The organism is Actinoplanes utahensis (assembly GCF_016862455.1).
Taxonomy (GTDB): Bacteria; Actinomycetota; Actinomycetes; order Mycobacteriales; family Micromonosporaceae; genus Actinoplanes; species Actinoplanes utahensis.
On record NZ_BOMZ01000086.1, the window covers coordinates 54,246 to 77,794 of the forward strand.

At 71.5% G+C, this 23,549-nt stretch carries 25 protein-coding genes; 11 read left to right on the forward strand and 14 right to left on the reverse strand.

The genetic code is table 11. The features are described 5' to 3' along the window. Positions 1-58 precede the first annotated feature (58 nt). The gene (locus Aut01nite_RS30265) at positions 59-457 is read left to right on the forward strand and encodes an ATP-binding protein (protein ID WP_043524657.1); all 399 of its coding nucleotides are present in this window, start codon (positions 59-61) and stop codon (positions 455-457) included. A gap of 45 nt (positions 458-502) precedes the next feature. Here the strand turns inward: Aut01nite_RS30265 and Aut01nite_RS30270 are convergent, their stop codons facing one another. Together Aut01nite_RS30270 and Aut01nite_RS30275 are read right to left on the reverse strand one after the other, a co-directional pair. Then, entirely contained in the window at positions 503-1,195 is a 693-nt protein-coding gene (locus tag Aut01nite_RS30270) for a FadR/GntR family transcriptional regulator (protein WP_043524656.1), read from the reverse strand. Between the two features lie 145 nt (positions 1,196-1,340). Continuing rightward, on the reverse strand, positions 1,341-1,715 hold the full coding sequence (locus Aut01nite_RS30275) for a hypothetical protein (protein WP_043524655.1): 375 nt from the start codon (positions 1,713-1,715) through the stop codon (positions 1,341-1,343). A 52-nt stretch (positions 1,716-1,767) separates the two neighbouring features. Here Aut01nite_RS30275 and Aut01nite_RS30280 point away from each other — a divergent pair, with 52 nt between their 5' ends. Together Aut01nite_RS30280 and Aut01nite_RS30285 are read left to right on the forward strand one after the other, a co-directional pair. Continuing rightward, positions 1,768-2,718 carry a diacylglycerol/lipid kinase family protein gene (locus tag Aut01nite_RS30280; RefSeq protein WP_043524654.1) on the forward strand — a complete coding sequence of 317 codons (951 nt, stop codon included), beginning with the start codon at positions 1,768-1,770 and terminating at the stop codon, positions 2,716-2,718. A gap of 411 nt (positions 2,719-3,129) precedes the next feature. Continuing rightward, on the forward strand, positions 3,130-3,384 hold the full coding sequence (locus tag Aut01nite_RS30285) for a WhiB family transcriptional regulator (RefSeq protein ID WP_043524653.1): 255 nt from the start codon (positions 3,130-3,132) through the stop codon (positions 3,382-3,384). A 419-nt stretch (positions 3,385-3,803) separates the two neighbouring features. Here the strand turns inward: Aut01nite_RS30285 and Aut01nite_RS30290 are convergent, their stop codons facing one another. The 5 genes from Aut01nite_RS30290 to Aut01nite_RS30310 form a co-directional block, all read right to left on the reverse strand. Further along, a complete protein-coding gene (locus tag Aut01nite_RS30290) occupies positions 3,804-4,547 on the reverse strand; it encodes a sirohydrochlorin chelatase (protein WP_043524652.1) in 744 nt (247 codons plus the stop codon). Beyond that, positions 4,529-5,287 carry a phosphoadenylyl-sulfate reductase gene (locus Aut01nite_RS30295; RefSeq protein ID WP_043524651.1) on the reverse strand — a complete coding sequence of 253 codons (759 nt, stop codon included), beginning with the start codon at positions 5,285-5,287 and terminating at the stop codon, positions 4,529-4,531. Before Aut01nite_RS30295 ends, Aut01nite_RS30290 begins: the two co-directional genes overlap by 19 nt. A 151-nt stretch (positions 5,288-5,438) precedes the next feature. After that, entirely contained in the window at positions 5,439-7,133 is a 1,695-nt protein-coding gene (locus Aut01nite_RS30300; RefSeq protein WP_043524650.1) for a nitrite/sulfite reductase, read from the reverse strand. Positions 7,134-7,598: 465 nt separating this feature from the next. After that, positions 7,599-9,149 (reverse strand): sensor histidine kinase, encoded by a 1,551-nt coding sequence (locus Aut01nite_RS30305; protein ID WP_043524649.1) that lies wholly within the window; start codon positions 9,147-9,149, stop codon positions 7,599-7,601. 15 nt (positions 9,150-9,164) lie between these two features. After that, positions 9,165-10,196, reverse strand: coding sequence for an SIS domain-containing protein (locus tag Aut01nite_RS30310; RefSeq protein WP_043524648.1), 1,032 nt, complete (start codon positions 10,194-10,196; stop codon positions 9,165-9,167). Between the two features lie 190 nt (positions 10,197-10,386). Here Aut01nite_RS30310 and Aut01nite_RS30315 point away from each other — a divergent pair, with 190 nt between their 5' ends. Further along, entirely contained in the window at positions 10,387-11,895 is a 1,509-nt protein-coding gene (locus tag Aut01nite_RS30315; RefSeq protein ID WP_236642670.1) for a tetratricopeptide repeat protein, read from the forward strand. Between the two features lie 61 nt (positions 11,896-11,956). Here Aut01nite_RS30315 and Aut01nite_RS30320 read toward each other — a convergent pair whose 3' ends face one another. Continuing rightward, positions 11,957-12,175: a biotin/lipoyl-binding carrier protein gene (locus tag Aut01nite_RS30320; RefSeq protein WP_043524646.1), complete on the reverse strand. Its 219-nt coding sequence runs from the start codon at positions 12,173-12,175 to the stop codon at positions 11,957-11,959. A gap of 135 nt (positions 12,176-12,310) precedes the next feature. Between Aut01nite_RS30320 and Aut01nite_RS44930 the strand changes: the two genes are divergently transcribed. Continuing rightward, positions 12,311-12,385 carry a 50S ribosomal protein bL37 gene (locus Aut01nite_RS44930; RefSeq protein WP_369700219.1) on the forward strand — a complete coding sequence of 25 codons (75 nt, stop codon included), beginning with the start codon at positions 12,311-12,313 and terminating at the stop codon, positions 12,383-12,385. A gap of 42 nt (positions 12,386-12,427) precedes the next feature. On the opposite strand, the gene rsrA is transcribed toward Aut01nite_RS44930, so the two are convergent. The 5 genes from rsrA to Aut01nite_RS30350 all read right to left on the reverse strand — a co-directional run bounded on the left by rsrA (position 12,428) and on the right by Aut01nite_RS30350 (position 15,545). Next, positions 12,428-12,697 carry a mycothiol system anti-sigma-R factor gene (rsrA, locus tag Aut01nite_RS30330; protein WP_043524645.1) on the reverse strand — a complete coding sequence of 90 codons (270 nt, stop codon included), beginning with the start codon at positions 12,695-12,697 and terminating at the stop codon, positions 12,428-12,430. A 4-nt stretch (positions 12,698-12,701) separates the two neighbouring features. After that, on the reverse strand, positions 12,702-13,505 hold the full coding sequence (locus Aut01nite_RS30335) for a sigma-70 family RNA polymerase sigma factor (protein ID WP_063958759.1): 804 nt from the start codon (positions 13,503-13,505) through the stop codon (positions 12,702-12,704). A gap of 85 nt (positions 13,506-13,590) precedes the next feature. Beyond that, positions 13,591-14,199, reverse strand: coding sequence for an alpha/beta hydrolase family protein (locus tag Aut01nite_RS30340; protein WP_043524642.1), 609 nt, complete (start codon positions 14,197-14,199; stop codon positions 13,591-13,593). Positions 14,200-14,280: 81 nt separating this feature from the next. Continuing rightward, positions 14,281-14,676: a WhiB family transcriptional regulator gene (locus Aut01nite_RS30345; RefSeq protein WP_043524640.1), complete on the reverse strand. Its 396-nt coding sequence runs from the start codon at positions 14,674-14,676 to the stop codon at positions 14,281-14,283. A gap of 191 nt (positions 14,677-14,867) precedes the next feature. Further along, entirely contained in the window at positions 14,868-15,545 is a 678-nt protein-coding gene (locus tag Aut01nite_RS30350) for an SOS response-associated peptidase (protein WP_043524638.1), read from the reverse strand. Between the two features lie 1,160 nt (positions 15,546-16,705). On the opposite strand from Aut01nite_RS30350, the gene aroA reads away from it, so the two are divergent. From aroA to Aut01nite_RS30380, 6 genes are all read left to right on the forward strand, one after another. Next, positions 16,706-17,998, forward strand: coding sequence for a 3-phosphoshikimate 1-carboxyvinyltransferase (gene aroA / locus Aut01nite_RS30355; protein ID WP_043524637.1), 1,293 nt, complete (start codon positions 16,706-16,708; stop codon positions 17,996-17,998). A 2-nt stretch (positions 17,999-18,000) separates the two neighbouring features. After that, complete coding sequence (gene rsgA, locus Aut01nite_RS30360; protein ID WP_173476672.1) at positions 18,001-19,071, forward strand: ribosome small subunit-dependent GTPase A; 1,071 nt, start codon at positions 18,001-18,003, stop codon at positions 19,069-19,071. 121 nt (positions 19,072-19,192) lie between these two features. Continuing rightward, a complete protein-coding gene (gene hisN / locus Aut01nite_RS30365; RefSeq protein ID WP_043524633.1) occupies positions 19,193-19,993 on the forward strand; it encodes a histidinol-phosphatase in 801 nt (266 codons plus the stop codon). 102 nt (positions 19,994-20,095) lie between these two features. After that, positions 20,096-20,863, forward strand: coding sequence for an ATP-binding protein (locus tag Aut01nite_RS30370; RefSeq protein WP_052163644.1), 768 nt, complete (start codon positions 20,096-20,098; stop codon positions 20,861-20,863). A 9-nt stretch (positions 20,864-20,872) separates the two neighbouring features. Then, positions 20,873-21,427, forward strand: coding sequence for a DUF5709 domain-containing protein (locus Aut01nite_RS30375; RefSeq protein ID WP_043524632.1), 555 nt, complete (start codon positions 20,873-20,875; stop codon positions 21,425-21,427). Between the two features lie 118 nt (positions 21,428-21,545). Further along, positions 21,546-22,298: a carbohydrate-binding protein gene (locus Aut01nite_RS30380; RefSeq protein ID WP_152628663.1), complete on the forward strand. Its 753-nt coding sequence runs from the start codon at positions 21,546-21,548 to the stop codon at positions 22,296-22,298. A gap of 13 nt (positions 22,299-22,311) precedes the next feature. On the opposite strand, the gene Aut01nite_RS30385 is transcribed toward Aut01nite_RS30380, so the two are convergent. Further along, complete coding sequence (locus Aut01nite_RS30385) at positions 22,312-23,541, reverse strand: chitosanase (RefSeq protein ID WP_043524630.1); 1,230 nt, start codon at positions 23,539-23,541, stop codon at positions 22,312-22,314. Positions 23,542-23,549: the final 8 nt, after the last annotated feature.

The following is a 23,549-nucleotide window of genomic DNA, read 5'->3' on the forward strand; positions in this document are numbered from 1 at the left end:
GCAGCGTCTTGCAGCCGCTACAGTCTCTCCATCGGGAGGAGGGGACCGAGTGACTCAGATGACGGAGTTCGAGCCGGATGTCGGAGACGACGTCGTGCTACTGACGGTGCCCGCCGACGGGGGCTACCTGGGTGTCCTCCGGACGGCCACCGCGGGTCTCGCCGCCCGCCTGCACTTCGCCCTCGACGAGATCGAGGATCTGCGCATCGCCGTGGACGAGGCCTGCGCCATGCTGCTGGCCATCGCGACCCGCAACGCGGAGCTGGAGTGCCGCTTCGCGGTGACCGACGACGCGCTCACGGTCGAGGTCACCGTGGCCACCGTCCGTGGCGCCCGGCTGCCGTCCGAGTCCTCTTTCGCGTGGAAGGTGCTGACCGCCCTCACCACGTCCGCCGAGGCCTCGGCGACGGGCCGGCACGCCACGATCCGGCTGCTGACCCGCCGGACCGAGTTCTAGATCCACGTGCGGCGCCGCCCTGCGCCGGATCCGCCGCACCGGGGCCTAGCGGACGGTCCGGGCGATGAAATCGAGGTGCGCCGCCGCGCACCTCGTCGCGCCCTCGGGATCCCGCGCGGCCAGGGCGTCCAGGAGCGACCGGTGGTCGATGTCGATCTGCCTCCAGTAACCCTCGGGCAGATCACCGATCACCTCCTCGCCGTAACTGGCCTGGTACAACGGCCGCCCCACCAGCTCGAACAAGGGATTGCCGGTGGCTTTGGCGACCGTGCGGTGAAAGGCCGAGTGCGCGGCCAGCATCGTGTCGACGTCATCGGCCCCCGGGTCGAACAGGGCCCCGCGCAACTCGGTCAGATGCGCCTCCTCCCGACGGATCGCGGCCATGCCCGCGGCCGGGACCTCCAGGGCACGGCGTAACTCCAGCAGGTCGGCGAGACCCACCGCGGCGGAGTGGGTGAGCAGGGCGAACCCGGTGGACAACCCGTCACCGAGCTGGCGTGCGTCCGGATGGGCGACGAAGCTGCCGCCGGTGACACCCCGCGTCGTGACGATGAGGTGCTGGCTGGCGAGCAGGCGCAGGGCCTCGCGGACCGTGCTGCGGCTGACGCCGATCTTGACGCACAGTTCGGGTTCGGGCGGAAGGCGCTCACCGGGTTGCAGACGTCCGGATGTGATCTCCGCGCGTAACTCGTCGGCGAGCTGCTGATAGGCGGGTGGGCGCACCGTGGAGCCGGTCACCCGTCCAGGTTAGGCCCTGATCCGCCTGCGCAGACCCGCTAATCGACGGCCAGCGATCGACTACCGGGCAAAACGCGGCCGCTTCGTCGACGGCCGGGCGGGATGCGACCGCCCAGCGCCCCGAGTGTCGGCGAATCGCGACCGCTCAGTCGACGCCCAGCGCTCGGCTACTGGGCGGAACCAGGATCAGGGCGGCGGTCAGGGCGCCCAGGAGCAGCAGCCCGATCCCGGCCCAGAGCGTGCCGTACTGAACCAGGAAACCGCCGGTGGCCAGCAGGAACAACTGCACGACGACGGCCGGGCCGCGGGCTCGCACCTTGCGGCGCCCGAGGGCGCGGGCGACCGCGAAGACCGCGAGCGCGGCGAGGGCGGCCATCACGGTCAGCGAGGCGGCGATCGCGATGACGACGTCGTCGCGGGTCAGATCGAGGACGATGAGGTACGCCGTGAGCGCGGCGAGCCCGGCGCTCTGGAGGTAGAGCAGCCGGACCCCCCATTCGAGAGTCGGAGTGCGGGGCACTGGTGCACCATACCGACAGCTTTCCGGGCCGTTGCCGGGTACAGTGCCGCGCATGCGTGCGTTGCTGGTGGTCAACCCCCGGGCGACGACCACCAGTGAGCGCGGCCGCGACGTTCTGGTGCGGGCGTTGCGCACCGCCGCGGATCTGAGCGTGGCCTACACCGAGCGGCGCGGCCATGCCACCAGGCTGGCTCGCGACGCGGCGGAGAGCGGCGTCGACGTGGTGGTCACGCTCGGCGGCGACGGCACCGTGAACGAGGCGGTGAACGGACTGCTGACCGCGTCGGCCGCGCTCGGCGGGCTGCCCGGCGCCCTCGCCGACCGGTTGCCGGCGCTGGCGGTGGTCCCCGGCGGCTCCACCAACGTGTTCGCCCGCGCGCTCGGTCTGCCACGGGATTGGGCCGACGGGACGAGCGTGATCCTGGACGGCCTGCGCGACGGCCGGCACCGGGTGATCGGGCTGGGCCGGGCGGACGACCGCTGGTTCACCTTCACCGCCGGGCTCGGCTGGGACGCCGCGACGATCCGCCGGGTGGAGCAGGCCCGCCTGCGTGGGCGCACGTCGACGCCGGGTCTCTACGCGCGGGCGACGTTCGGCCAGTTCTTCACCGGCCTGGACCGGCGGGACCCGCCGCTGACCCTGGAACGACCGGGTGAGACCCCGGACACGGACCTGGGCACGGTGATCGTGCAGAACACCGCCCCGTGGACGTACGTGGGCGACCGTCCTGTCCATTTGAATTCGGACGCCTCGTTCGATCTCGGGCTGGATGTGCTGGCCCTGCGCCGCCTCACCGTCGCCCGCAGCGCGCGCACCGTGACACAACTCGCGTGGCGAGCCGGTGATCCGCAAGGTAAACAGGTGTTACGTCTGCATGACGTCGCGGAGTTCACCGTGGTCGCGTCCCGGCCGCAACCGTTCCAGCTGGACGGCGATTACCTAGGGGAGCGGCAGAAGGTGCACTTCGTGTCCGTCCCCTCGGCTCTGCGTGTGATCTGCTGACGTCGGGGTACGTGTTCGGACACGTGCTCACGATCCGTTACAGAAACACGGGCAAAAGGTCAGCGAAGTGGCCGGGACCGTACTACATTGATGGGAGCGTTCGTCAACCGGCACCGGCTACAGCGGCGGAACCGGACATATGGGTACGTGAGCCAGCTCACCCGCCGGGAGAAACTTCCAGCGCTACCCTTGACATCGCGTGAGTTCGTGAAAGCATTCACAAGCGATAAGAAGTAACCGGTTGCCGCTTGTACGCGTTCCTAATCCAGAAGCGCCTAAGAGCAACCAAACACAAAAGCTTGCTGACGCACCGGTGAGCGTACGGGCACAAGCCGTCGCGAACCACTGCGCTCGCATATAGGTAAACAGCACTGTTTTCATTACCCCATCCGAAACAAGGAGTTTGCCGCCATGGACTGGCGTCACGATGCGATCTGCCGCGACGAGGACCCTGAGCTGTTCTTCCCGATCGGGACGTCCGGCCCGGCGCTCCTGCAGGTCGAGCAGGCCAAGGCCGTGTGCCGGCGGTGCCCGGTGACCGAGTCGTGCCTTCAGTGGGCACTCGAGTCGGGTCAGGACGCCGGCGTATGGGGCGGGATGAGCGAAGACGAACGGCGTGCCGTCAAGCGCCGTGGCGGCCTTCGGGTCGGCGCCCCCACTGCCTGAACCAATCCCCCACACAGCATTCGCGCCCCGGGCCTTACGGCACCGGGGCGTCTTGCTGTTTCGGGACACTCACGCTGCGTTCCATTCCACAGTGCGCTAATGCGATCACGGTACGTTTAGCCGTACCGCCGAAATGATCTCGAAATTCTGATCAAGACGCTTTGCGTCGCGACTCCGGCACACTCCGCATAGGACGGTCCCGATTCCGATCCGCTTATGCCCCAACGGTTGCCTAGCGCAGAGTGATCGTCGCCCAGAGTGACGTCCCGCTGGTTGTCAGGGCTGTCTCGCGGGCCGCGAGACAGCCCTGACAACCAGCCGGGGTCTCCGGCCACCAGCGGGACCGACACAGCCACGGCACCCAGCGGAGGTTCAGGCTGCGAGCGGGACCGGCACAGTCCCGGCGCCCAGCCGGGATCTCAGGCCGCGACGGGGAGCGGGGCCCGCAGCACCGTCTCGGCCCGGGCGCAGACCAGCCGGACCAACTCCGGCGCCGCACCGAGGGGCTCGGCGATCGCCACCGCCCCGGCTGCCCGCGCCGCATCGGCGGAGGCGTCATACAGGAGTCCGGGGGCCAGGAAGTAGGCCGCCATCCCGACCCGCCGGGCGCCGGCCGCACGCAGCCCGGTGACGGCCTCTCCGGCCCGCTGTCCGGGTCCGGAGGCGTAGGAGACGGCCGCGGGCATCCCCAGGCGCCGTCCGAGGGCCGCAGCGGCGTCAGCGACCGTCTGGCGGGCTTGATCATTGCGGGTGCCGGCGGCGGCGAGCACGACGGCGTCGAGGTCGTCCACCGGCAGCCGGCGGCTCACCGCGGCGAGCAGCAGCGGCGAGGCGGGGCCGAGCACGTCGGTGGCGGTGACGGCGATCGGCAGCAGCGCGGAGGCTTCGCGGATCACCGCGGGCAGATCGACCCGACCGTGGTAGGCCGCGGTCAGCAGGAGCGGGACGAGCACGGCGCGGGGGCCGGGCAGGGCCCCCAGCACGTCCAGTGGCCGGGGCCCGTCATGGTCCAGGTACGACGCCCGGACCGTCCATTCCGGCCGGGCCAGCCCGACGGCCCGGGCCAGCGCCTCGGTGGACATCGCGGCCCGGGGGTCACGGCTGCCGTGGGCCACCAGGACCACGGCCGGCCGTGCCGGGGGTTTCAGACGTGCAGACCGCATTCGGTCTTCTCGAACATGGCCCAGCGCCCGGCGCGGGGGTCCTCACCGGCCTTGGTGCGGCGGGTGCACGGCCAGCAGCCGATCGAACCGTAGCCCTTCTTGAACAGCTCGTTGACCGGCACGTCCCACCGGCTGATGTACGCGTCGACGTCCTCCTGGGTCCACGCGGCGATCGGGTTGACCTTCACCTTGCCCTTCTTGGCGTCGAACGCGACGACCGGCGTGTTGGCGCGGGTCGGCGACTCGTCGCGGCGCAGGCCGGTGGCCCACGAGTCGTACTCGGCGAGGGCGCGCTCGAGCGGCTCCACCTTGCGCAGGAAGCAGCACTCGTCGGGGCTGCGGGCGAAGAGGCGGGGCCCGTACTCGCCGTCCTGCTGGCCGACGGTCAGGCGGGGACGGATCGAGCGGACGTTCACGTTCATCGTGCGGACGACCGTGTCACGGACCTTCAGGGTCTCCGGGAAGTGCAGGCCGGTGTCCAGGAAGACCACGTCCACGCCGGGCGACACCCGGGAGAAGAGGTGCGCCACGACGGCGTCGGCCATCGAGCTGGTGACGCAGAACCGTTCGCCGAAGGTGTCGGTCGCCCACTTGGCGATCTCCTCGGCGGGCGCGCCCTCCAGTTCCTCCGCCGCGGCGAGGGCGAGAGCCTGGAGTTCCGCCGGCTTACGCCGTTCCGGACCGGCGGGGGACGAGGCCAGATCGATCAGGCCCAGACCCGCGGCATTGAGAAGACTCATTTGGAACCCACTCCCTTGGACAGAAGGCCGATGAACTTGATCGAGAAAACGCGGGCGCAGGAGCGGCACTCCCACGCGCCGTGCGAAGCCTCGTTGGGACGCAGGTCCTCATCGCCGCAGTAAGGGCAGTAGAGCGGGGCCTGTCTGTCGCTCATTTCAGGAGCTCCTCGTCCGCCCGGAGGACCCAGCGGGCGAACGTCTCACCCTCGGCCCGGCCGTCGAGGTAGTGGGTGGCGACGCGTTCCACGTACTCCGGGAGCTCTTCGGCGGTGGCCTTGAGGCCACGCACCTTGCGCCCGAAGCCCGCCGTCTCGCCCTTGGCCATGCCGAGAGCCCCGCCGAGGTGGATCTGGAAGCCCTCGACCTGCTCGCCGTGCGAGTTCATGACGAGCTGGCCCTTGAGGCCGATGTCGGCGACCTGGGTGCGGGCGCAGGCGTTGGGGCAGCCGTTGATGTGGATCGACAGGTCGCTGTCGAAGCCCTTGAGCCGCTCCTCGAGCCGGGCCACCAGCTCCTCGCCGCGCGCCTTGGTCTCGACGATCGCCAGCTTGCAGTACTCGATGCCGGTGCAGGCCATGGTGCCGCGGCGGAAGGCCGACGGGCGGGCCTCCAGGCCGATCGCCCGCAGCCCTTCGACCAGCGGTTCCACCTGGTCGTCGGCGACGTCCAGGACCAGGAGCTTCTGGTACGCCGTGAGCCGCACCCGCTCCGACCCGTGCTTCTCCACCAGATCCGCGAGCGCGGTGAGCTGGGCGCCGGAGGACCGCCCGACGACCGGCGCCGCGCCGATGTAGTTGAGCCCGTCCTTCTGCTTGTGCACGCCGATGTGGTCGATCGGCTTCTCCGGCAGGTCCGGCGCCGGGCCGTCGATCAGCGCGCGGCCCAGGTACTCCTTCTCCAGGACCTCGCGGAACTTCTCCACACCCCAGTCGGCGAGCAGGAACTTGAGTCGGGCGCGGTGCCGGAGACGGCGGTAACCGTAGTCCCGGAAGATCCCGACGACGCCCTCCCAGACGTCCGGGATCTCGGCGAGCGGCACCCAGACGCCGAGGCGCTCGGCGAGCATCGGGTTGGTGGAGAGTCCGCCGCCGACCCACAGGTCGAAACCGGGGCCGTGGTCGGGGTGCACGGCGCCGACGAACGAGATGTCGTTGGCCGTGTACGGCCCGTCGGCGAGCCAGGAGATCTGCGACTTGAACTTGCGGGGCAGGTTCGAGTAGGCCGGGTTGCCGACGTACCGCTTGACGATCTCGTCGATGGCCGGCGTCCCGTCGAGCACCTCGTCGGAGGAGATGCCGGCGACCGGGCTGCCCAGCACGACACGCGGGCAGTCGCCGCACGCCTCGGTGGTCTGCAGGCCGACGGCCTCCAGCCGGCGCCAGATCTCCGGCACGTCCTCGACCCGGATCCAGTGCAGCTGGATGTTCTGCCGGTCGGTGATGTCGGCGCTGTCCCGGGCGAACTCGGTGGCGATCCCGGCGATGACGCGCAGCTGCGCCAGGCTGAGGGCGCCGCCGTCACACCGGACGCGAAGCATGAAGTACTCGTCCTCGAGCTCCTCGGGCTCGAGGACGGCGGTGCGGCCGCCGTCGATCCCGGCCTTGCGCTGGGTGTAGAGACCCCACCAGCGGAACCGGCCCCGCAGGTCGGCCGGGTCGATCGAGGAGAAACCGCCGTGCGCGTAGATGTTCTCGATCCGGGCCCGCACGTTGAGCGGGTTGTCGTCCTTCTTGCTGCGCTCGTTGGGGTTGAGCGGCTCGCGGTGTCCGAGCGCCCACTGGCCCTCACCGCGCGCCTTACGGGGGCGGGCGGCGGGCCTTGCAGCGGGAGTGTTGCTGGGCGCCATCTCGGCGTTCCTCCGGGTTTCGTGGGCGCGCTGTGCCGCTCACGGCCCGTGGGAGGCTCGTGACATCTGTGTCAGGAGTGGGCCCGGCGGTCGAGCGCCCGGAACAGGAAATCGGGCGTCGTCAGGAAGCCGGACACATCGCGCTGCGGACACGGCCGTAGTCGACGTGGCGGCGGGCCACGAAGCGGCGGTCAACTGCAGCGGTCATGTCGGCAAGCCTCTCACGCCCCGCGATTCTCGGCCAGCACGGTCCAGATTTCGGGAGTGTGCGGAGTAGCACAACGCCAACATCTTGTAACACTTGCCCCCTACGCTGTACCGCCGCCCTCACGGTCGTCCCAGCTCAACCGGCTGTCCGCGCTGTCCGCGCCGCGTCCCCGGCTGGTTGAGAGGGCTGTCTCGCGGCCACGAGACAGCCCGGCCGGCCGGCCGAGAGGTCCCGGCCGGCCGGCCGGGAAAATCGGATCAGCGCTTCTCCAGGGGCACGACGGCGACCGCCTCGGTGCCACCGCCGGCCCGGTTGCGCAGTTCGATGCTGCCGCGCAGCTCGCCGGTGGCCAGCGCGCGGACGATCTGAAGCCCGAGCCGGTTGCTGCCCTCGAACTTGAAGCCCTCCGGCAGGCCCTGCCCGTTGTCGGCGACCGTGACGTGCAACTGCTTGCGGAACCGGTGCGCGGAGACGACCACCTCACCCTCGCCGCCCGGAGCCGTGCCGGCGCCGTCGCCGTCCTCGTCGGGCGCGGGGAAACCATGCTCGACCGCGTTGATCAGCAGCTCGTTCAGCACCATCACCAGCGAGGTGGCGATCTCCGCGGGCAGCACGCCGAAGGTGCCCTCCCGCCGGATCTTGACCGGGAAGCCGGTGTTGGCCACCTCGGCCGCGGCGGTGGCCACCCGGTCCACGATCCCGTCGAACTCGACCGCCTCGTCGCTGGACATCGAGAGCGTCTCGTGGACCAGGGCGATCGACGCGACCCGGCGCACCGACTCCTCCAGCGCCATCCGGGCCTCCGGCGCGTCCACCCGGCGGGCCTGCAGGCGCAGCAGCGCGGCCACGGTCTGCAGGTTGTTCTTCACCCGGTGGTGGATCTCCCGGATGGTGGCGTCCTTGGTCATCAGGGCGCGCTCCCGGCGGCGGACCTCGGTGACGTCCCGGACCAGGACCAGCGCGCCGATCGGCACCCCGGCCGGCAGCAGCGGCAGCGCCCGGGTGAGCACGGTGGCGCCGCGGGCCTCCACCTCCATCCGGGCCGGGAACTCGCCGCGCAGCGAGGACAGGATCCGCTCGGCGGCGTCGTTGCCCTCCAGCGGGTCGCCGGACAGCCGGCTGGACAGTTTCGCCAGCTCCTCGCCGACCAGGTGGGCGTTGAAGCCGAGCCGGCGGTAGGCGGACTGCGCGTTGGGGCTGGCGTACGTCACCTTGCCGGAGGCGTCCAGCCGGATCAGCCCGTCACCGACCCGCGGCGCCGAGGTGATCTCCCCGGGCAGACGGGGCGGCGGGAACGTCCCGTCCGCCACCATCTGCGCCAGGTCGTCGGCCGTGGTCAGATAGTTGAGCTCGAGCTGGCTGGGGGTGCGGGCGGTGCTCAGGTTGGTGTCGCGGCCGATCACCGCGATCACCTCGCTGAGCGCCTCCTCCAGGTCGGTGGCGTCGCGCAGCCGGACCGGGATGGCCTCGTGCCGGGCGGGGGTGTCGCCGTACCAGACCGGGTCGCCCTCGCGCCAGATCCGCTCCTGGGTGATGGCCACGTCCAGGTGCGCCACCTCCGGCCCGCCGACGATCTTGCCGACCTGGTCGTCCTGGTACGCCGTGGGCGCGGTGGTCGGCCGCACCTGCGCGACGCAGAGGAACTCCCGGGGCCGCCGCGGCTCCCCCTTGATCGGCACCCAGAGCAACAGGTCCGCGAAGGAGAGATCGGACAGCAGTTGCCAGTCACCGGCGATCCGGTGCAGGTGATCGATGTCGGCGGGGCTGAGGTCGGTGTGTTCTTCGACGAGGTCACGCAGGGTGGACACGAGCCCAGCTTATTTCTAAAGGGTGGTCGTGACCTTCTTCAGCCCGCGAGGCGCGTCGGGATCTTCGCCACGTGCCAGCGAGAGGGCGAGCGCCAGCTTCTGCAGTGGCAGGATGTCGAGCAGCGGGGAATACCGCTCGTCGACGGCCGGGACCGCGAGCCGGGCCGAGGCGCCGGGGATGTCCGCCGCGCCGATCGTGACCACGTCGGCGCGGCGCTCGCCGAGCCGGGTCACCACGTCGCGCATCGACCGGCCACCGGGTCCCTCGCCGACGACCGCGAGCACCGGCACGTCCGGGTCGGCCATGGCGAGCGGGCCGTGCAGCAGGTCGGCGCCGGAGAAGGCGAGCGCGGGCAGGTAGGAGGTCTCCATCAGCTTCAGGGCGGCCTCGCGGGCGGTCGGGTATGCGTACCCCCGGCCGGTGGTGACCAGGCTGGAGGCGAACCGGTAGCGCTGGGCCAGCTCCTCGGCCGACCGGTCGGCGAGCACCCCGGCGGCCAGCTCCGGCAGCTTCTCCAGGGCGGCCCGCTCGTCGGCGGGGAGGGCGCCGCCGGCCCGGATGCCCTCGACCAGCATCAGCAGCGCCAGCAGCTCGGCGGTGTAGGTCTTGGTGGCGGCGACGGCACGCTCGTGCCCGGCGGCCACGTCGATGGACAGCTCGGCGGCCTGCGCGAGCGGCGACGCGGGGTTGTTGGTGATCGCCAGGGTGAGCGCGCCGGTCTCTCGCGCCACGTTGAGCACCCCGGCCAGGTCGGGCGAGCCGCCGCTCTGGCTGACGCCGACGACGAGCGTGCCGGTGAGGTCGGGGCGGGCGCCGTAGAGGGTGATCGCGCTCGGTGAGGCGCTGGCGACCGGCAGGCCCAGCCGGATCTCGGCCAGATAGGCCCCGTAGAGCGCGGCGTGGTCGGACGTGCCGCGGCCGACGAAGAGGACGCTGCGCGGCGCCTTGCCGGCGACCTTCGCGGCGACCTCGGCGATCGCGGCGGACGGGCCGTCCTCCAGCAGCCGCGCGAAACCGGCGGGTTGTTCCGCGATGTCCGCCGACATCCCCAGGCCTCGCTGTGTCACGTGATTCTCCCCTTCGTACGTACCATGCTCATTCTGTGCGCAGTCTTGCAAGAAGGCGCTTACTAAGTCAATGTTTCGTGCATGAACGAGCAAACGTGAGGACTGACAAGACGCGGCGCTTCCCCTAGGGTCTTCAGTCGTGGATTCCCCCTCGGCCCGCCGTGATCTCGTGCGCGCACGCGAAGCCCTCGACAACGGCGCATTCGTGCCGGCCGCCGGACATCTCGCCACCGCCCTGACCCACGCACCCACCCTGCCCGAGATCCACGAGCTGCTCAGCCGATTGGCGGCCCGGGCCGGTGGCGCTCTGGAGCTCTTCCCCGCCGAACCGCACGCGCCCGCCGGCCGCCTCGCCGCCCGCGCCCACCTGCTCGCCGCCGCCGGCCGTCCCGAGGAGGCCCTGCCGCTGCTCGCCACGGCCAGCGGGCACGCGCCCGAGCTGGACTGGGCCGGGGTGCCCTGGGTCGGCGACCCGGCGCTCGGCGCCCGGATCGAGCCGGGGCTGCTCGCGCGTACCGTCATGCGGCTCTGCACCGCGGTCGGCGACCCGGCCCCCGCGGCCACCGTGACACCGCTGCGGCCCTATCTCACCGTCGTCCGGCACGCCCTCGCGGCGCACGGCGAGCACGGGATGCTGCTCGGTGCCGGCTCGGCGCTGGCGCGCCGGCTCGGCGAGGTCCGGCTGGCGGTGGAATGGGCCGGCCGGGGCGCCAAGGCGCAGCCGTCCAAGCTGGGCGAGATCTGGCTGGGGTACGCGTTCCGCAGCGCCGGCCGGATGCCCGAGGCCCTCGCCGCGCTCCGCCGGGCCGTCGCCTACGACCCCGAGGACCTCTCGGTCTACGCCGACGTCGCGGCCACGCTCGCCGACCTGGGCCGGCTCGACGAGGCGCTGCGCTGGACCGAGCTGGCCCTGGAACGCGACCCGGCCTTCGACTGCGTGGTGCACACCGCGCACCGCCTGCGGTACCGCGCCGACGGCGACGTCCGCCACCTGGTCGGCCTCGCCGACTTCCTCCGCGACCACCCGGACGACGCGCACGAGCACACCGACCTCGAGGAGTGCTGCCGCAACACGCCCTGGCTCGGCGGACTGCCGCCCGGAACGCCGCTGCCGGCCGGCCGCGCCCCGGTCAACGCGGAACCCTCCGCGGACGCCCTGCACCGGTTGCAGCGCGTCGCCGGCCCGGTCTGGCCGCACCCGCCCGGCGCCTACGACCGGGCGCTCGGCCTGGTCCTGGTCGAACCGTGGGAGCTACTGGCCCTGCTGGCGCACCCGGAGACGGCACGGGCCGACCAGCAGAATGGTCTGGAGGTGTGGGCCTGCCTCGGGCTGCTGCACCACGGCGCCGAGGAGCCCTGGCCGGAATCCAGCCGCCGCCGGCTGCTGCTCGGGCTGCTCGACGGCGAGGTCGACCGGGTGACCCAGGCCGCGTTGTTCGCGCTCGTCACGTACGCCTGGGTGGATCCGGCGGCCCGCGACGACATCGCCGCCGTGGTCACCGCGCGGCTCACCGAGACCGCCTCCGGCCCGAACGCCCGCGCGGTCGCCGAACTCGCCCTGGCCGCGCCCGGCCTGGACCGCCCCACCCGGGAACTGGCCGCGGCCACGATCCGGGTGCCGGCGACGCCACGTCAGCGCGGCCGGGGACGCTCCCTGCTGCGCTGGCGCCGCGACTGACCCGACCGTGTGTGACGTCCGGCCGCGATACGCGCCCGGACGTCACGCTCTCGGGTTTCGCCTAGCCGTCGATGACCGCGATGAGGTCGCCCTCCTGGACCACGTCGCCCTCGCTGACCGCGAGCCGGGAGACGGTGCCGTCGTGTTCGGCGATCACCGGGATCTCCATCTTCATCGACTCGAGGATCACCAGCGTGTCCCCCTCGGCGACGGTGGCGCCGGGCGCCGTCACGACTTTCCACACGTTGGCCACCATCTCGGCCCGGATCTCGTCCGCCATGGCTTCAGCCACCTCCCTGGTCACGGTGCACGGTGACGTCATCAAACCACGGATCGCCTCCGGGTGAGTCCCAGGCCACAGGACGCGACCATTACGATCGGCAGCGAGTTCACGCACCACGAACAGGAGTCCGGCATGGCGAAGAAGGCCCGTAAGAAGAAGGCCCGTAAGAAGAGCGGCGCGAACCACGGCAAGCGCCCCAACAGCTGAGAGACGCGAAAGGCCCGGCATCCGCCGGGCCTTTCCCATCAGTCAGGAGAATTCCCTGCTCTCCGCATGTGCGTCGAGCTGGCCGAGCTTGAGACGCAGCCGATCACGCAACTCCGACGGGGCGCGCTCGTCCCCGCAGCAGCGGCCGACCAGCGCCTTCACGTCTTTCGCGATGCCGAATTCCTGCAGGCAGTCCGAGCACTCGTCGAGGTGCTTCTGGATCAGGATCCGGCGCTCCTCGGAGCACTCCAGGTCCAGATAGAGGAAGACCTCGCTGAGGACGGCGGAGCAATCGGTGTCTTCGTGGTGCATCCCGTCACGCCCCCTGCGGCTCGGACGTGGCGGTGCGGGTGATGCCGCGGTCCGCCGCGTACCCCTCGAGCAGGTTCCGCAGGTTGCGCCGGCCACGGTGCAGCCGGGACATGACCGTGCCGATGGGCGTACCCATGATGTCGGCGATCTCCTTGTACGAGAAACCCTCGACATCGGCGAGGTAGACGGCGAGCCGGAAGTCCTCCGGCAGGGACTGCAGCGCTTCCTTGATGTCGCTGTCCGGCAGACGGTCCAGCGCCTCGGTCTCGGCCGACCGCAGGCCCTGCGACGTGTGCGACTCGCTCGACGCGAGCTGCCAGTCGGTGATCTCCTCGGTCGGCGCCTGCACCGGCTGCCGTTGCTTGCGCCGGTACGAGTTGATGTACGTGTTCGTGAGGATCCGGTACAGCCAAGCCTTGAGGTTCGTCCCCTGCTCGAACTGGTGGAACGCGGAGAACGCCTTGAGGAACGTCTCCTGCACCAGGTCCTCGGCATCCGCCGGGTTACGGGTCATCCGCAGGCCGGCCGCATACAGCTGGTCGACGAACGGCAACGCCTCACGCTCGAAGCGCTCCCGGCGCTCCTCGGTCCGTTCCTTCTGGGCCACCCTGGACTCTCCCCTCGACCGCCCCGCCGAGGATACGGGTAGTGCCCCTGTTACGCCTTTGAAAACCACGGGTGTGCTCACGCTCACCGTCGGCTGTACGGGCGCGGCCGTGGCCGTGGGCCATTCCGGGGAGCTCAGGAGACTCCGAACCCGGTTCGCCGCCCGGCCGTCACGCTTGGCGCATTCGGTACCGGCACGCACTAGAGAACCCCTTCCGCCGACAAGCTTGCAGCCGGGACAACGCCGGCGGCGAGATCGGAATTCCCCGGGTGACCTTCAGCCCCTTTCAGCGCGCCCAGGAATGGCGGCGCAGCCACGCCAACGCGATCTCCACGGTGCCCGGCAGGTCCTTTCGCAGGTCGTGCACCGCACCGGGCCGGACCGCCACCTCGACCGCGCCACCGGCCGCCGGGACCCCGAACGGATCACGGTCCCCGTTGATCACCAGCGTCGGAACACCGGGCGGCAGTTCGGCGGCCCGGCTCTTCTCCGGCTTGCCCGGCGGATGCAGCGGGAAGGCGAGCGCGAGGATCCCCGCGGCGCCCAGCGTGGTCGCGGTCCGGCACGCGACGCGCGCCCCGCTGGAGCGACCACCGACGATCAACGGCAGTCCGGGTACGCGTAACGCGCCCACCGCCGCGATCCAGGCCTCGTCGAGGTGCCCGGCCGGAGCGGGCGCGCGTCGGCCCGCCACCCGGTACGGCTGGGTCACCCGGGCGACGCGCACCCCGGCGGCCACCGCGGCGTCGTGCACCGCCACCAGGTCGGGAGCGTCCACCCCACCCCCGGCGCCGTGCCCCAGGACGAGCAGGCCGGTGACCGGCCCGGACGGTTCGGTGACGATCGCCGTGGCCACGCCACGCGGCGTTTCGAAGGTGCGGTCGGAACGGGACACCCGTCCGTTTCTACCAGCGCGCTCTCCCGCGGCGGGCGTGACTGCCCGGGGACACCCGGACGGCCACGCCCGCGCGGTGCGTCAGCGGCTCACGGGCGTCAGTGTGAGCAGACGGCGATCCTCGTCGTCCGGCGAGTCGTCGACCTCGTCGCCGTTGGCCTGGATGCGCTCGCGCCAGGCGACCAGCATGGCCCGTCTCTCGCGCGGCGTGGTGCCGCCCCAGACGCCGTGGCAGTCACCGACCTGGAGCGCCCAGGCCAGGCATGGCCCTTGCACGTCACAGGTGCCGCAGAGCGCGACCGCCCCGCCGGATGGCTCGTTCGGCGCAGGGAAGAACGTCTCCGGATCAACCGTCCGGCAGGCGCCCCGCGTGCGCCAGGCCTCGTCAGTGCTGCGTTGCGCGATCGCCTCGAGCAGTCGCGGGTCGCGTCGCGCGATAGCCACCTCGTGCGGACGCGGCATGCGTGCTCGTGTCATCAGCCCACCTCCCCCGTGGGACCGGAACTGCTGTGGCGGCCGGGCCGCACCTTACGGTCCGGCACCACTCCGGCGCTGGTTTCTACCGCACGCTACAAGATCAGAACAAGGGGGTTGTCGATCTGTAAGCAAACTTTTCAGTTCAGAATGCCCACATATCCCGACAAAGACTTTTGTTGATCTTAGAGAGTTCAAAAAAGCGTAATGTTGCGAGCGGGAGCAATCAGCTCCGGACCGTTGTTTCGCACATTGCCGACCTCCGGCCCGACCGGACGCACTTCGATGGCTTCCAGATCGTGCTCGGACAGGGGGCGCAGCAGCCGCTCCGAGTCGCCGCCACCGGCCAGCCAGTCGTCCCACCGGTCCGCCGGCAGGATCAGCGGCATCCGCTCGTGCACCTTCTTCAGGCCGCCCAGCGCCGCCGTGGTGATCACACTGCACGTCAGCACCGACTCCGGCCCCCACGCCGACCAGACCCCGGCGAACGCCAGCGGCGCCGCATCCGCCGGCGTCATGTAGTACGCCTGCTTCTGCTTGCCGTCCTTCACCCACTCGAACCAGCCGTCCGCCGGCACCAGACACCGCCGCTTCGCGAACGACGACGCGAACGACCGCAGCTCCGCCACCGTCTCCGCCCGCGCGTTGAACATCCGCGAACCGGCCTTCAGATCCTTCGCCCAGTGCGGCACCAGCCCCCACCGCGCGGTGTCCAGCACCCGACCCTCGTGCTCCTTCGACATCCGCACCAACGGCACCGGAGCGGTGGGCGCCACATTCCAGCTGGCCCGCAGCGGCTCAGCGACATCCACGGCCTCGAACAGCCTGCTGAGATCCGCATTGCTCCTGGTGGTCGCATATCGCCCGCACATGAGCAGCAGGCTACGCCGCATTCGAACACCCGTCCGCCCCACGACACGCCCCGAAACGCCGCGGCGAACCCGACACCACCGCGGGCTCCCGGCTTCCGGCCCGCTTATCACTTCCGGTCCGCGGCCCGCCTCTCACACCCTTCCGTGGTACGGGCCACGCAACGTCCCGTGACTCCCCGCAGCCACGGCAGGCGTCCCCTCACGACCGTCCCCCGGTGCCACTCATGCATGCCCCTTCCGCTCACCCCACCCCGGTCACCGGCCAACGGTCACCCCCTGCACCCGAATCGCACCGCACATCACCACCCACCACCACGACCGGCCACATGTGGACACCAGCGGTCCGCATCGAACCGCACGTCACCACGGCCAGCCGCCAAGCCGCCGGCAGTCGGCGGCCGGCCCGGTCTGCCGCGGTTCTCGATCAGCCAGCCCGGTCTGCAGCGGTTCTCGGACAGTCGGCCCGGTCTGCAGCGGTTCCCGGACAGCCGGCTAAGCAAGATCCACCGGTGACCGGGCCACCTTCGGGCTCGGAGCGAGGATCGTCTGCCAGCCGGTGGACAACCCGGCACCGGGTTGCTTCCGGCTGGCTCTCAGTGCTGACCAGGCCGGCCAATTCGCCGCCGCCTTGTCGATCGCGGAGATTGCGCTGTCCGCGCCACCACGCGCTCACCGGATCCAACCCAGCGGACGAGAACCCGCCCGCCCGCGACAGGTTCCACCTTCCACCCCGTACGCGCGAGATCTCGTGAGTTTCGGGCGAACCGATTCACCACAACCCCACAAGATCGACAACCGGCGGCCAGCAATCGGCCAGCAGGGTCACCGCTGTCTCCCGGGCTGAGAGCCAGCCGGGCAAGATCTGCCGCTGCGCGAATAGTCCCGGTGTGGGAGGCGGCGAGTCTGGGAGACGAGGCGGGAAGGCCCGGCCAGGGCAGGAACGACGAAGGACGGACGCGCGAGGGGCGGTAGACGCGAAGGACCGACCCGCGAGGACCCGAAGACGCGAAGGACCGACCCGCAAGGACCCGAAGACGCGAAGGGGGTGGGGGGTCATTCCGGTGGGCGGAGGGGGTGGGGTCATTCGGGTGGGGGAAGGGGGGTGGGAAAGTCTCGCGGGGCGGGAATGGGGGGTGGGGATGTCGGCGGGCGGCGGCAGAATGGCGGGTGTGACTGCTGAACTCCGCCCCTGGCTCGCCCCGTCCGCCACCGGTCCGGTCACGGCGACCGTGCGGTTGCCGGGCTCGAAGTCGATGACCGCCCGTGCTCTGATCCTCGCCGCCCTCGGTGACGGCCCCTCGGTGATCGAGGCGCCGTTGAAGGCGCGGGACACCACGCTGATGTCCTCCGGCCTGCGGGCGCTCGGTGTCGAGGTGGACACCTCCGGCGAGGACCGCTGGGTGGTGACGCCGGGGCCGCTGCGCGGTCCGGCGCGGGTCGACGTCGGGCTGGCCGGCACGATCATGCGTTTCCTGCCGCCGGCGGCCGCGCTCGCCGACGGGGTCGTCGAGTTCGACGGTGACCCGCACGCGCGTAACCGGCCGATGGGCCCGATCGTCGCCGCGCTGCGGGCGCTCGGGGTGGAGATCGAGGCCTCCCCCACCGGCGGGCTGCCGCTCACCGTGCGCGGGTCCGGCCTGGTCGAGGGCGGCGAGGTGGTGATCGACGCGTCCGGGTCGAGCCAGTTCGTCTCGGGGCTGCTGTTGTCGGCGGCCCGGTTCGCCAAGGGGCTGACGCTGCGCCACGAGGGCCCGCCGGTGCCGTCGGCGCCGCACTTGCGGATGACCACGCACATGCTGCGGGCCGCGGGCGCCGAGGTGGACGAGAGCGTGCCGGACGTGTGGCGGGTGGAGCCGGGGACGCTGCGCGGGCGCACCTGGACGATCGAGCCGGATCTGTCGGGGGCGGCGCCGTTCTTCGCGGCGGCCGCGGTCACCGGGGGGTCGGTGACGCTGGCGGGCTGGCCGGCCGACAGCTGGCAGCCGGTCGATCAGGTCAGCCGGATTTTCACCGACCTGGGTGCGGAGGTGACCCGTTCGGCGGAGGGCCTGACCGTGCGCGGCACCGGCACGCTGCGCGGCATCACCGCCGATCTGTCGGAGGTGAGCGAGCTGACGCCGGTGGTGTCGGCGCTGGCGGTGCTCGCCGACGGCCCGTCGGAGTTGCGCGGGGTGGAGCACATCCGGGGTCATGAGACGGATCGGATCGCGGCGCTCGCCACCGAGCTGGCCAAGGTGGGGGCGGGTGTCACCGAGTTCCGGGACGGGTTGCGGATCGAGCCGGGGGCGCTACGCGGGGCTTCTTTCGAGACGTACGCGGATCATCGGATGGCGCACGCCGCGGCGGTTGTCGGCCTCGCTGTGCCGGGCGTCGAGCTCACCGACGTAGGTTGTACGTCGAAGACGTTGCCCGAGTTCCCCGAACTCTGGGCGGAACTCGTGGCGAGGAGCTAGATCTGCCAGCGCATAAGCGGGAGTACGACGAGGACGATGTCCGGATCCGGCCGGGCCGGTCGTCCCGGCCGCGTACCCGGACCCGCCCGAAACACGACGATGCCGTCGACGCCTTGGTCATCACCGTGGACCGGGGGCGGTACGGCTGTGTCCGTGAGGACGGCTCCGGCGATGACGTGATCACCGCGATGCGGGCCCGTGAGCTGGGCCGCAAGTCGGTGGTGGTGGGCGACCGGGTGGCGCTGGTCGGCGATTCGTCAGGCGATCCGGGCACGCTGGCCCGGATCGTCCGGATCAGTGAGCGCACGTCGGTGCTGCGCCGGACCGCGGACGACGACGACACCACGCCGGAGGGCCGGCTGGAGCGGGTGGTGGTGGCCAACGCCGACCAGCTGGTGATCGTGAGCGCGCTGTCCGATCCGCCGCCGCGCACCGGATTCATCGACCGGTGCCTGGTGGCGGCGTACGACGCGGACATCGAGCCGCTGCTCTGCCTGACGAAGGCGGATCTGGCCGGCCCGGAGCAGGTTCTGGGCTACTACGCCGAGCTGGATCTGCCGCATGTGCTGGTCCGGCCGGGCAGTGATCTGGACGAGTTGCGCGACCGTCTCGCGGGCCGCATCTCGGTGCTGGTCGGCCATTCCGGGGTGGGTAAGTCGACGCTGGTGAACCGGCTGGTGCCGGACGCGCTGCGGGCGGTCGGCGTGGTCAGCGCGATCGGCAAGGGCCGGCACACGTCGACGAGTGCGGTGGCGTTGCGGCTGCCGCCGGTCGGCCGGTCGCGCAAGGACCCGGGCTGGATCATCGACACGCCGGGTATCCGTAGTTTCGGGTTGGCGCACGTGAGCGCGGAGAGCCTGCTGCACGGGTTTCCCGACCTGGTCGAGGGCACTCTCGACGATCAGCCGAACTGCGGGCACACCGCGGCGGACGCGGGTTGTGCTCTGGACGTGTGGGTGGCGGAGGGGAAGGCCGACGAGCGCCGTCTGGCCTCGTACCGCCGCCTCCTGGCTTCTCGTGCGGGGGAGGGTGACGTGCGGGACCAACCGGTGGAGGACGCGCCCGGCGCCTGACCGGCGTAGCCGGAGGCGGGTCTCGAGAAAGAAGCCGGAAGCGGGTCTCAAAAAGATCAACTTGCGGGACAGGCGGAAACTCGGCGCGACCGGAGACGGGTTGATGGGCTAGCTTTCCGGCATGGCCGGATATGCCGACGATCTTGCGCTTGCCCACATCCTCGCCGACTCGGCCGACGCCATCTCGATGGCGCGGTTCCGGGCGCTGGACCTGAAGGTCGAGGAGAAGCCGGATCTGACGCCGGTGTCCGACGCGGACACGGCGGTGGAGAAGGCGATTCGTGCGACGCTGGCCCGGGCCCGGCCGCGGGACGGTGTGCTCGGTGAGGAGTTCGGCCGGACCACCGCGACCGCCGGTCCCGGCAACCGGTACTGGGTGATCGATCCGATCGACGGCACCAAGAACTTCGTCCGCGGCGTGCCGATCTGGGCCACCCTGATCGCGCTGATGGAGGGCGACACCCCGGTGGCCGGCCTGGTCTCCGCTCCGGCGCTGGGCCGCCGCTGGTGGGCCGGGCGCGGGCTGGGCGCCTTCGCCGGGCGGAACCAGCATTCCGCGACCCGGATCAACGTGTCGGCGGTGCGCAAGCTGACCGACGCGAGTTTCTGTTACGCGAGCCTGAACGGCTGGGCCGAGAACGGCCGCCTGGAGCAGATGATGGACATCCTGCTCGGCGTGTGGCGCAGCCGGGCGTACGGCGACTTCTACGGCTACATGCTGCTCGCCGAGGGCGCCCTGGACGCGATGGCCGAGCCGGAGCTGTCGCTGTGGGACATGGCGGCGCTGATCCCGATCGTGACCGAGGCCGGCGGGAAGATCACCGACCTGGACGGACGGCCGACCGCCGACAAGAGTTCGGTGGTCGGCACCAACGGCCTGTTGCACGAGAGTGTACTGACCGCGCTGGCTCGCCGCGCCTGAGTTCATCCGGCCGGGCATGGGTGCCCTCGTGCGGGGTATCCCGCTTGTCACCTGGGCTCTCGAAATGCGCGCGGGACACGCGTTAGGCACAATGGAGCGATCATGCCGAGCGAGCTTCGTCACTGGGTCGACCGCGGCCAGAGCTACCCGCTGGTCCGGTTGGCCGGAGTGCTCGACGAGCACACCACAGCGCCGGTGCGCTCGACTCTGCTGGCCGAGCTGGCGGATCAGCCGGAGGCCGTCCTCGTCGACGTCACCGAGTTGCGGGTGAGCCACCCGGGCTCGGTCGCGGTGCTGCGTGACGTGCTCGACGAGACGCGGGACTGGCCGGGCAGCCATCTCGCGCTGTGCGGCGCGGCCGACGTGTCGGTGTGGCGGCCGAGCGGCTGGCCGGTCTGGCCCGATCCGGCGGGCGCGGTGGCCGCTCTCGGGCCTCCGGACCCGGAGCGGCGGCTGAGCCTGGATCTGGAGCCGGCGGTGGGCGCGGCGCGGCGATCCCGGGAGATGATCACCGAGGCGTGCGCGCGGTGGGAGCAGCCCGGTCTGGCCGGAAACGCGTGCATCGTGGCGACCGAGATGGTCAACAACGTGGTGGCGCACGTCGGCACCCCGATGCGGGTGCTGCTCGCCCTGCACGGCGAGACGATGAGCATCGGGGTGCGCGACCGGTCGGCGGTCGTGCCGACGTTCGGCGGCCCGGTCGCTCCCACCTCGTACGGCGGCCGGGGTCTGCTCCTGATCGACTCGGTGTCGGCCCGCTGGGGTCACCTGAGGCTCGACGACGGCAAGGTGGTCTGGGCGTGCCTGGAAGCCGACCATGATCTGTCCCGGAGCCTTGCCACAGGCATGACCGACCCGGTGCCGGGGTAGTCAACGACCATGCGAGACAACGACTACCCGGCCGAGGTCACCGATCCGGAGGCGTCCGGGCTCCCGGACACCGCCGACGACGACTCCTCGGCGTACGACGAGGTGAACAGCCCCCGGTGGAGCGACGGGCCGGACCCGGCCGCCCTCGCCGGAGCGGGCCCGGGCGGGTCGAACCGGTTCGGTGACACCGCCGAGGAGCAGCGGCAGGGCGAGGGCCTGGACCGCCGGCTGCGGCAGGAGGAGCCGGACTTCGGCGCCGAGTCCCGGGAGGAGCAGCGGGAGCCGTTCGACGACACCGTCGACAGCTCCGAGCAGCGGGAGTTCGACCGGGACGTGTGGGAGCCGGGTCCCAGTTCGGATCCGCACTCGCAGATCTCGCTCTACGACGACGGCCAGCTCGACGAGGACTCGCCGCGCCCGGTGGGCCGGCTGGTCGCGCCGGACGAGGGTTCGGGCTGGGACGAGGAAGCGGACAGTGTCGCCTACGACGCGGGCGCGGCCGGTGGCGGTGCCAGCGCGGAGGAGCTGGCGATGCACGAGACCCGAGCGCCGGATTACCGCTGATCGTCCGTTTTCGGGCGGTCCCCGGTGAAGCGATCGGGAATTCTGCGGCGTTGCTCTTGCCGGTAGCGCTCCCAGTTCAGCAGAGTGCACCCTGGATCTTCGACGTGGGGGACATTCGATGAACAGGGGGCGCCTGCCGCGGGCGCTGATGGCGGCTGTGGTGATCCTGTCCGCTACGACGGTGGCGACCTGGCTCCCCGGCCGGGCGGACCCCGCTTCGGCGGCGGCCACCACGGTGAACCGGGTCGTGCTCGACGACGGCTTCTCCGGGGAGCGGGGCGACGACCCCGATCCGGGCGTCTGGGTCTTCGACGGCGGCCGGCGCGACCTGGCCCGGCTGGACGGCGACGGGCGGCTGCTGCTGACCGCGGCGCTGCGCACCGCCAGGACCATCGAGGCGGGGTACGGCCACGCCGAGGCCCGGATCCGCGGGATACGCGCGGAGGGGGCGTGGCGGGCGCTCGGTGTGCTCGACGCCGACGGGCGGGTGCCGTACGGCCGGATCGATGTCCTCGGCTCGGACCGGGTCGGCTGGGACGACTTCCACACGTACGCGATCGACTGGACCCCCACCACGCTGACCTGGTCGCTGGACGGCCGCAAGGTGCTCCGTCTCACCCCGGCCGAGAAGGGCCGGCCGCTCGCCTTCGTGCTGAACCTGTCCAGCGGCGGCTTCGGCACGAATCTCATGCTGGTGGACTCGGTGAAGATCTCGGTCCGGATGTCCGCGCCGGACTGGAAGACCTACACCACCTACCGCGCCGGGCAACTCGTCGCGTACCGGAACGTGATCTACCGGGTCCGCGAGCCGCACACCGCGCTGCCCGGCTGGCAGCCGAACCTGGTGCCCGCGCTGTTCGCGAAGGTCTGAACCCCGGCTGGTTCTAACCGATGGTGTACCGGTCCCCGTAGACCTGCCAGGTCAGCGGCGTGGCCAGGTCCAGGTTGCCGGTCTTGAGGAAGAAGCGCTGCGCGGTCTCCACCCGGCTGGTGTCGTCGTGTGCCGCCTCGGTACGCATCTCCGCCGCCCGCGCGTTCAGGAACGCCGTGAGATAGCCGATCTCGTCGCCGCCCTGCACCGGCGTCCGCTGCCCGGCCACCACCCGTTCCCGGATCTTCCGCAGCCCGGCGAACCCGTGCATCACGGCGGCGTCGTAGTACGCGAACTGCCCCAGCGCCCGTAGCCCGTCCGCTTCGGCCAGCCGTACCGCCGGGGTGAAGTAGAGCCGGTCCCGGGCCTCCTCCTGCACCTGCCGGAAGACCGGGTCGGCGGCCGCGGCCCGCCACGCCTGCGGGAACCCCGGGTCGAGGCCGTCGTGCGAGTCGGTGCCGTCCACGGCGCGCAGCGCGGGCAGATAGCCGGCCAGCGCGTTGCCTGGCCGGCGGCGGGTGTACTCGGTGACCACGGCGAGCATGTCGGAGGTGCCGGAGCAGAAGCCGACGATGCCCCCGGTGTACCCCCGGCCGTCCCGGATGTCCTCGATGTAGCCGAACTCCGACCGCCAATCCAGGGTGGAGTTCTCCGCGCTGGAGACGAGCCTGAAAGCGGTCTCCCTCTTGCCGGCCTCGGTCAGGGCGGCGGCGACCGGCGGCACGTCGGCGGTGGCGGCCGACTCGGTCACCGGGGCGGCCCGGCCCGGACCGTACACCCGCACGTCCCAGAGCGAGTAGCCCTCCGGCGTTCCCCGGCGGGTCGCGAGGACCCGCAGGTACCGTCCGGTGCCGGAGAGCCCTCGGACGTCGTCGGTCCCGCCGTCGCCGGAGTCGGTGCGGTACAGGTCCCGCCACACCGAACCGTCGCCGGAGACCTGGACCCGGTACGCCCGCGCGTACGCCCGGGCCCAGCGCAGCCGCACCCGGTGGATGTCCTGCGCCGTACCGAGATCGATGCGGATCCACTGGGTGCCTGGCCCGGCCGCCCCGCTGGACCACCGGGTGTCCTCGGCCGTGTCGGTCAAACCGGAGGCGGACCAGGCCACGCTCTCGGTGGCCGAGGCGAGCGCCGGCCGCCCACGGCTCAGGAGCACGTCGCCGGAGGCGCTGGCGGCCACCGAGATCGCGAGGGGCACACAGAGGATCGCCGCGATTCCGCCACCCAGGACCACAGACCGCATGCTCCCAA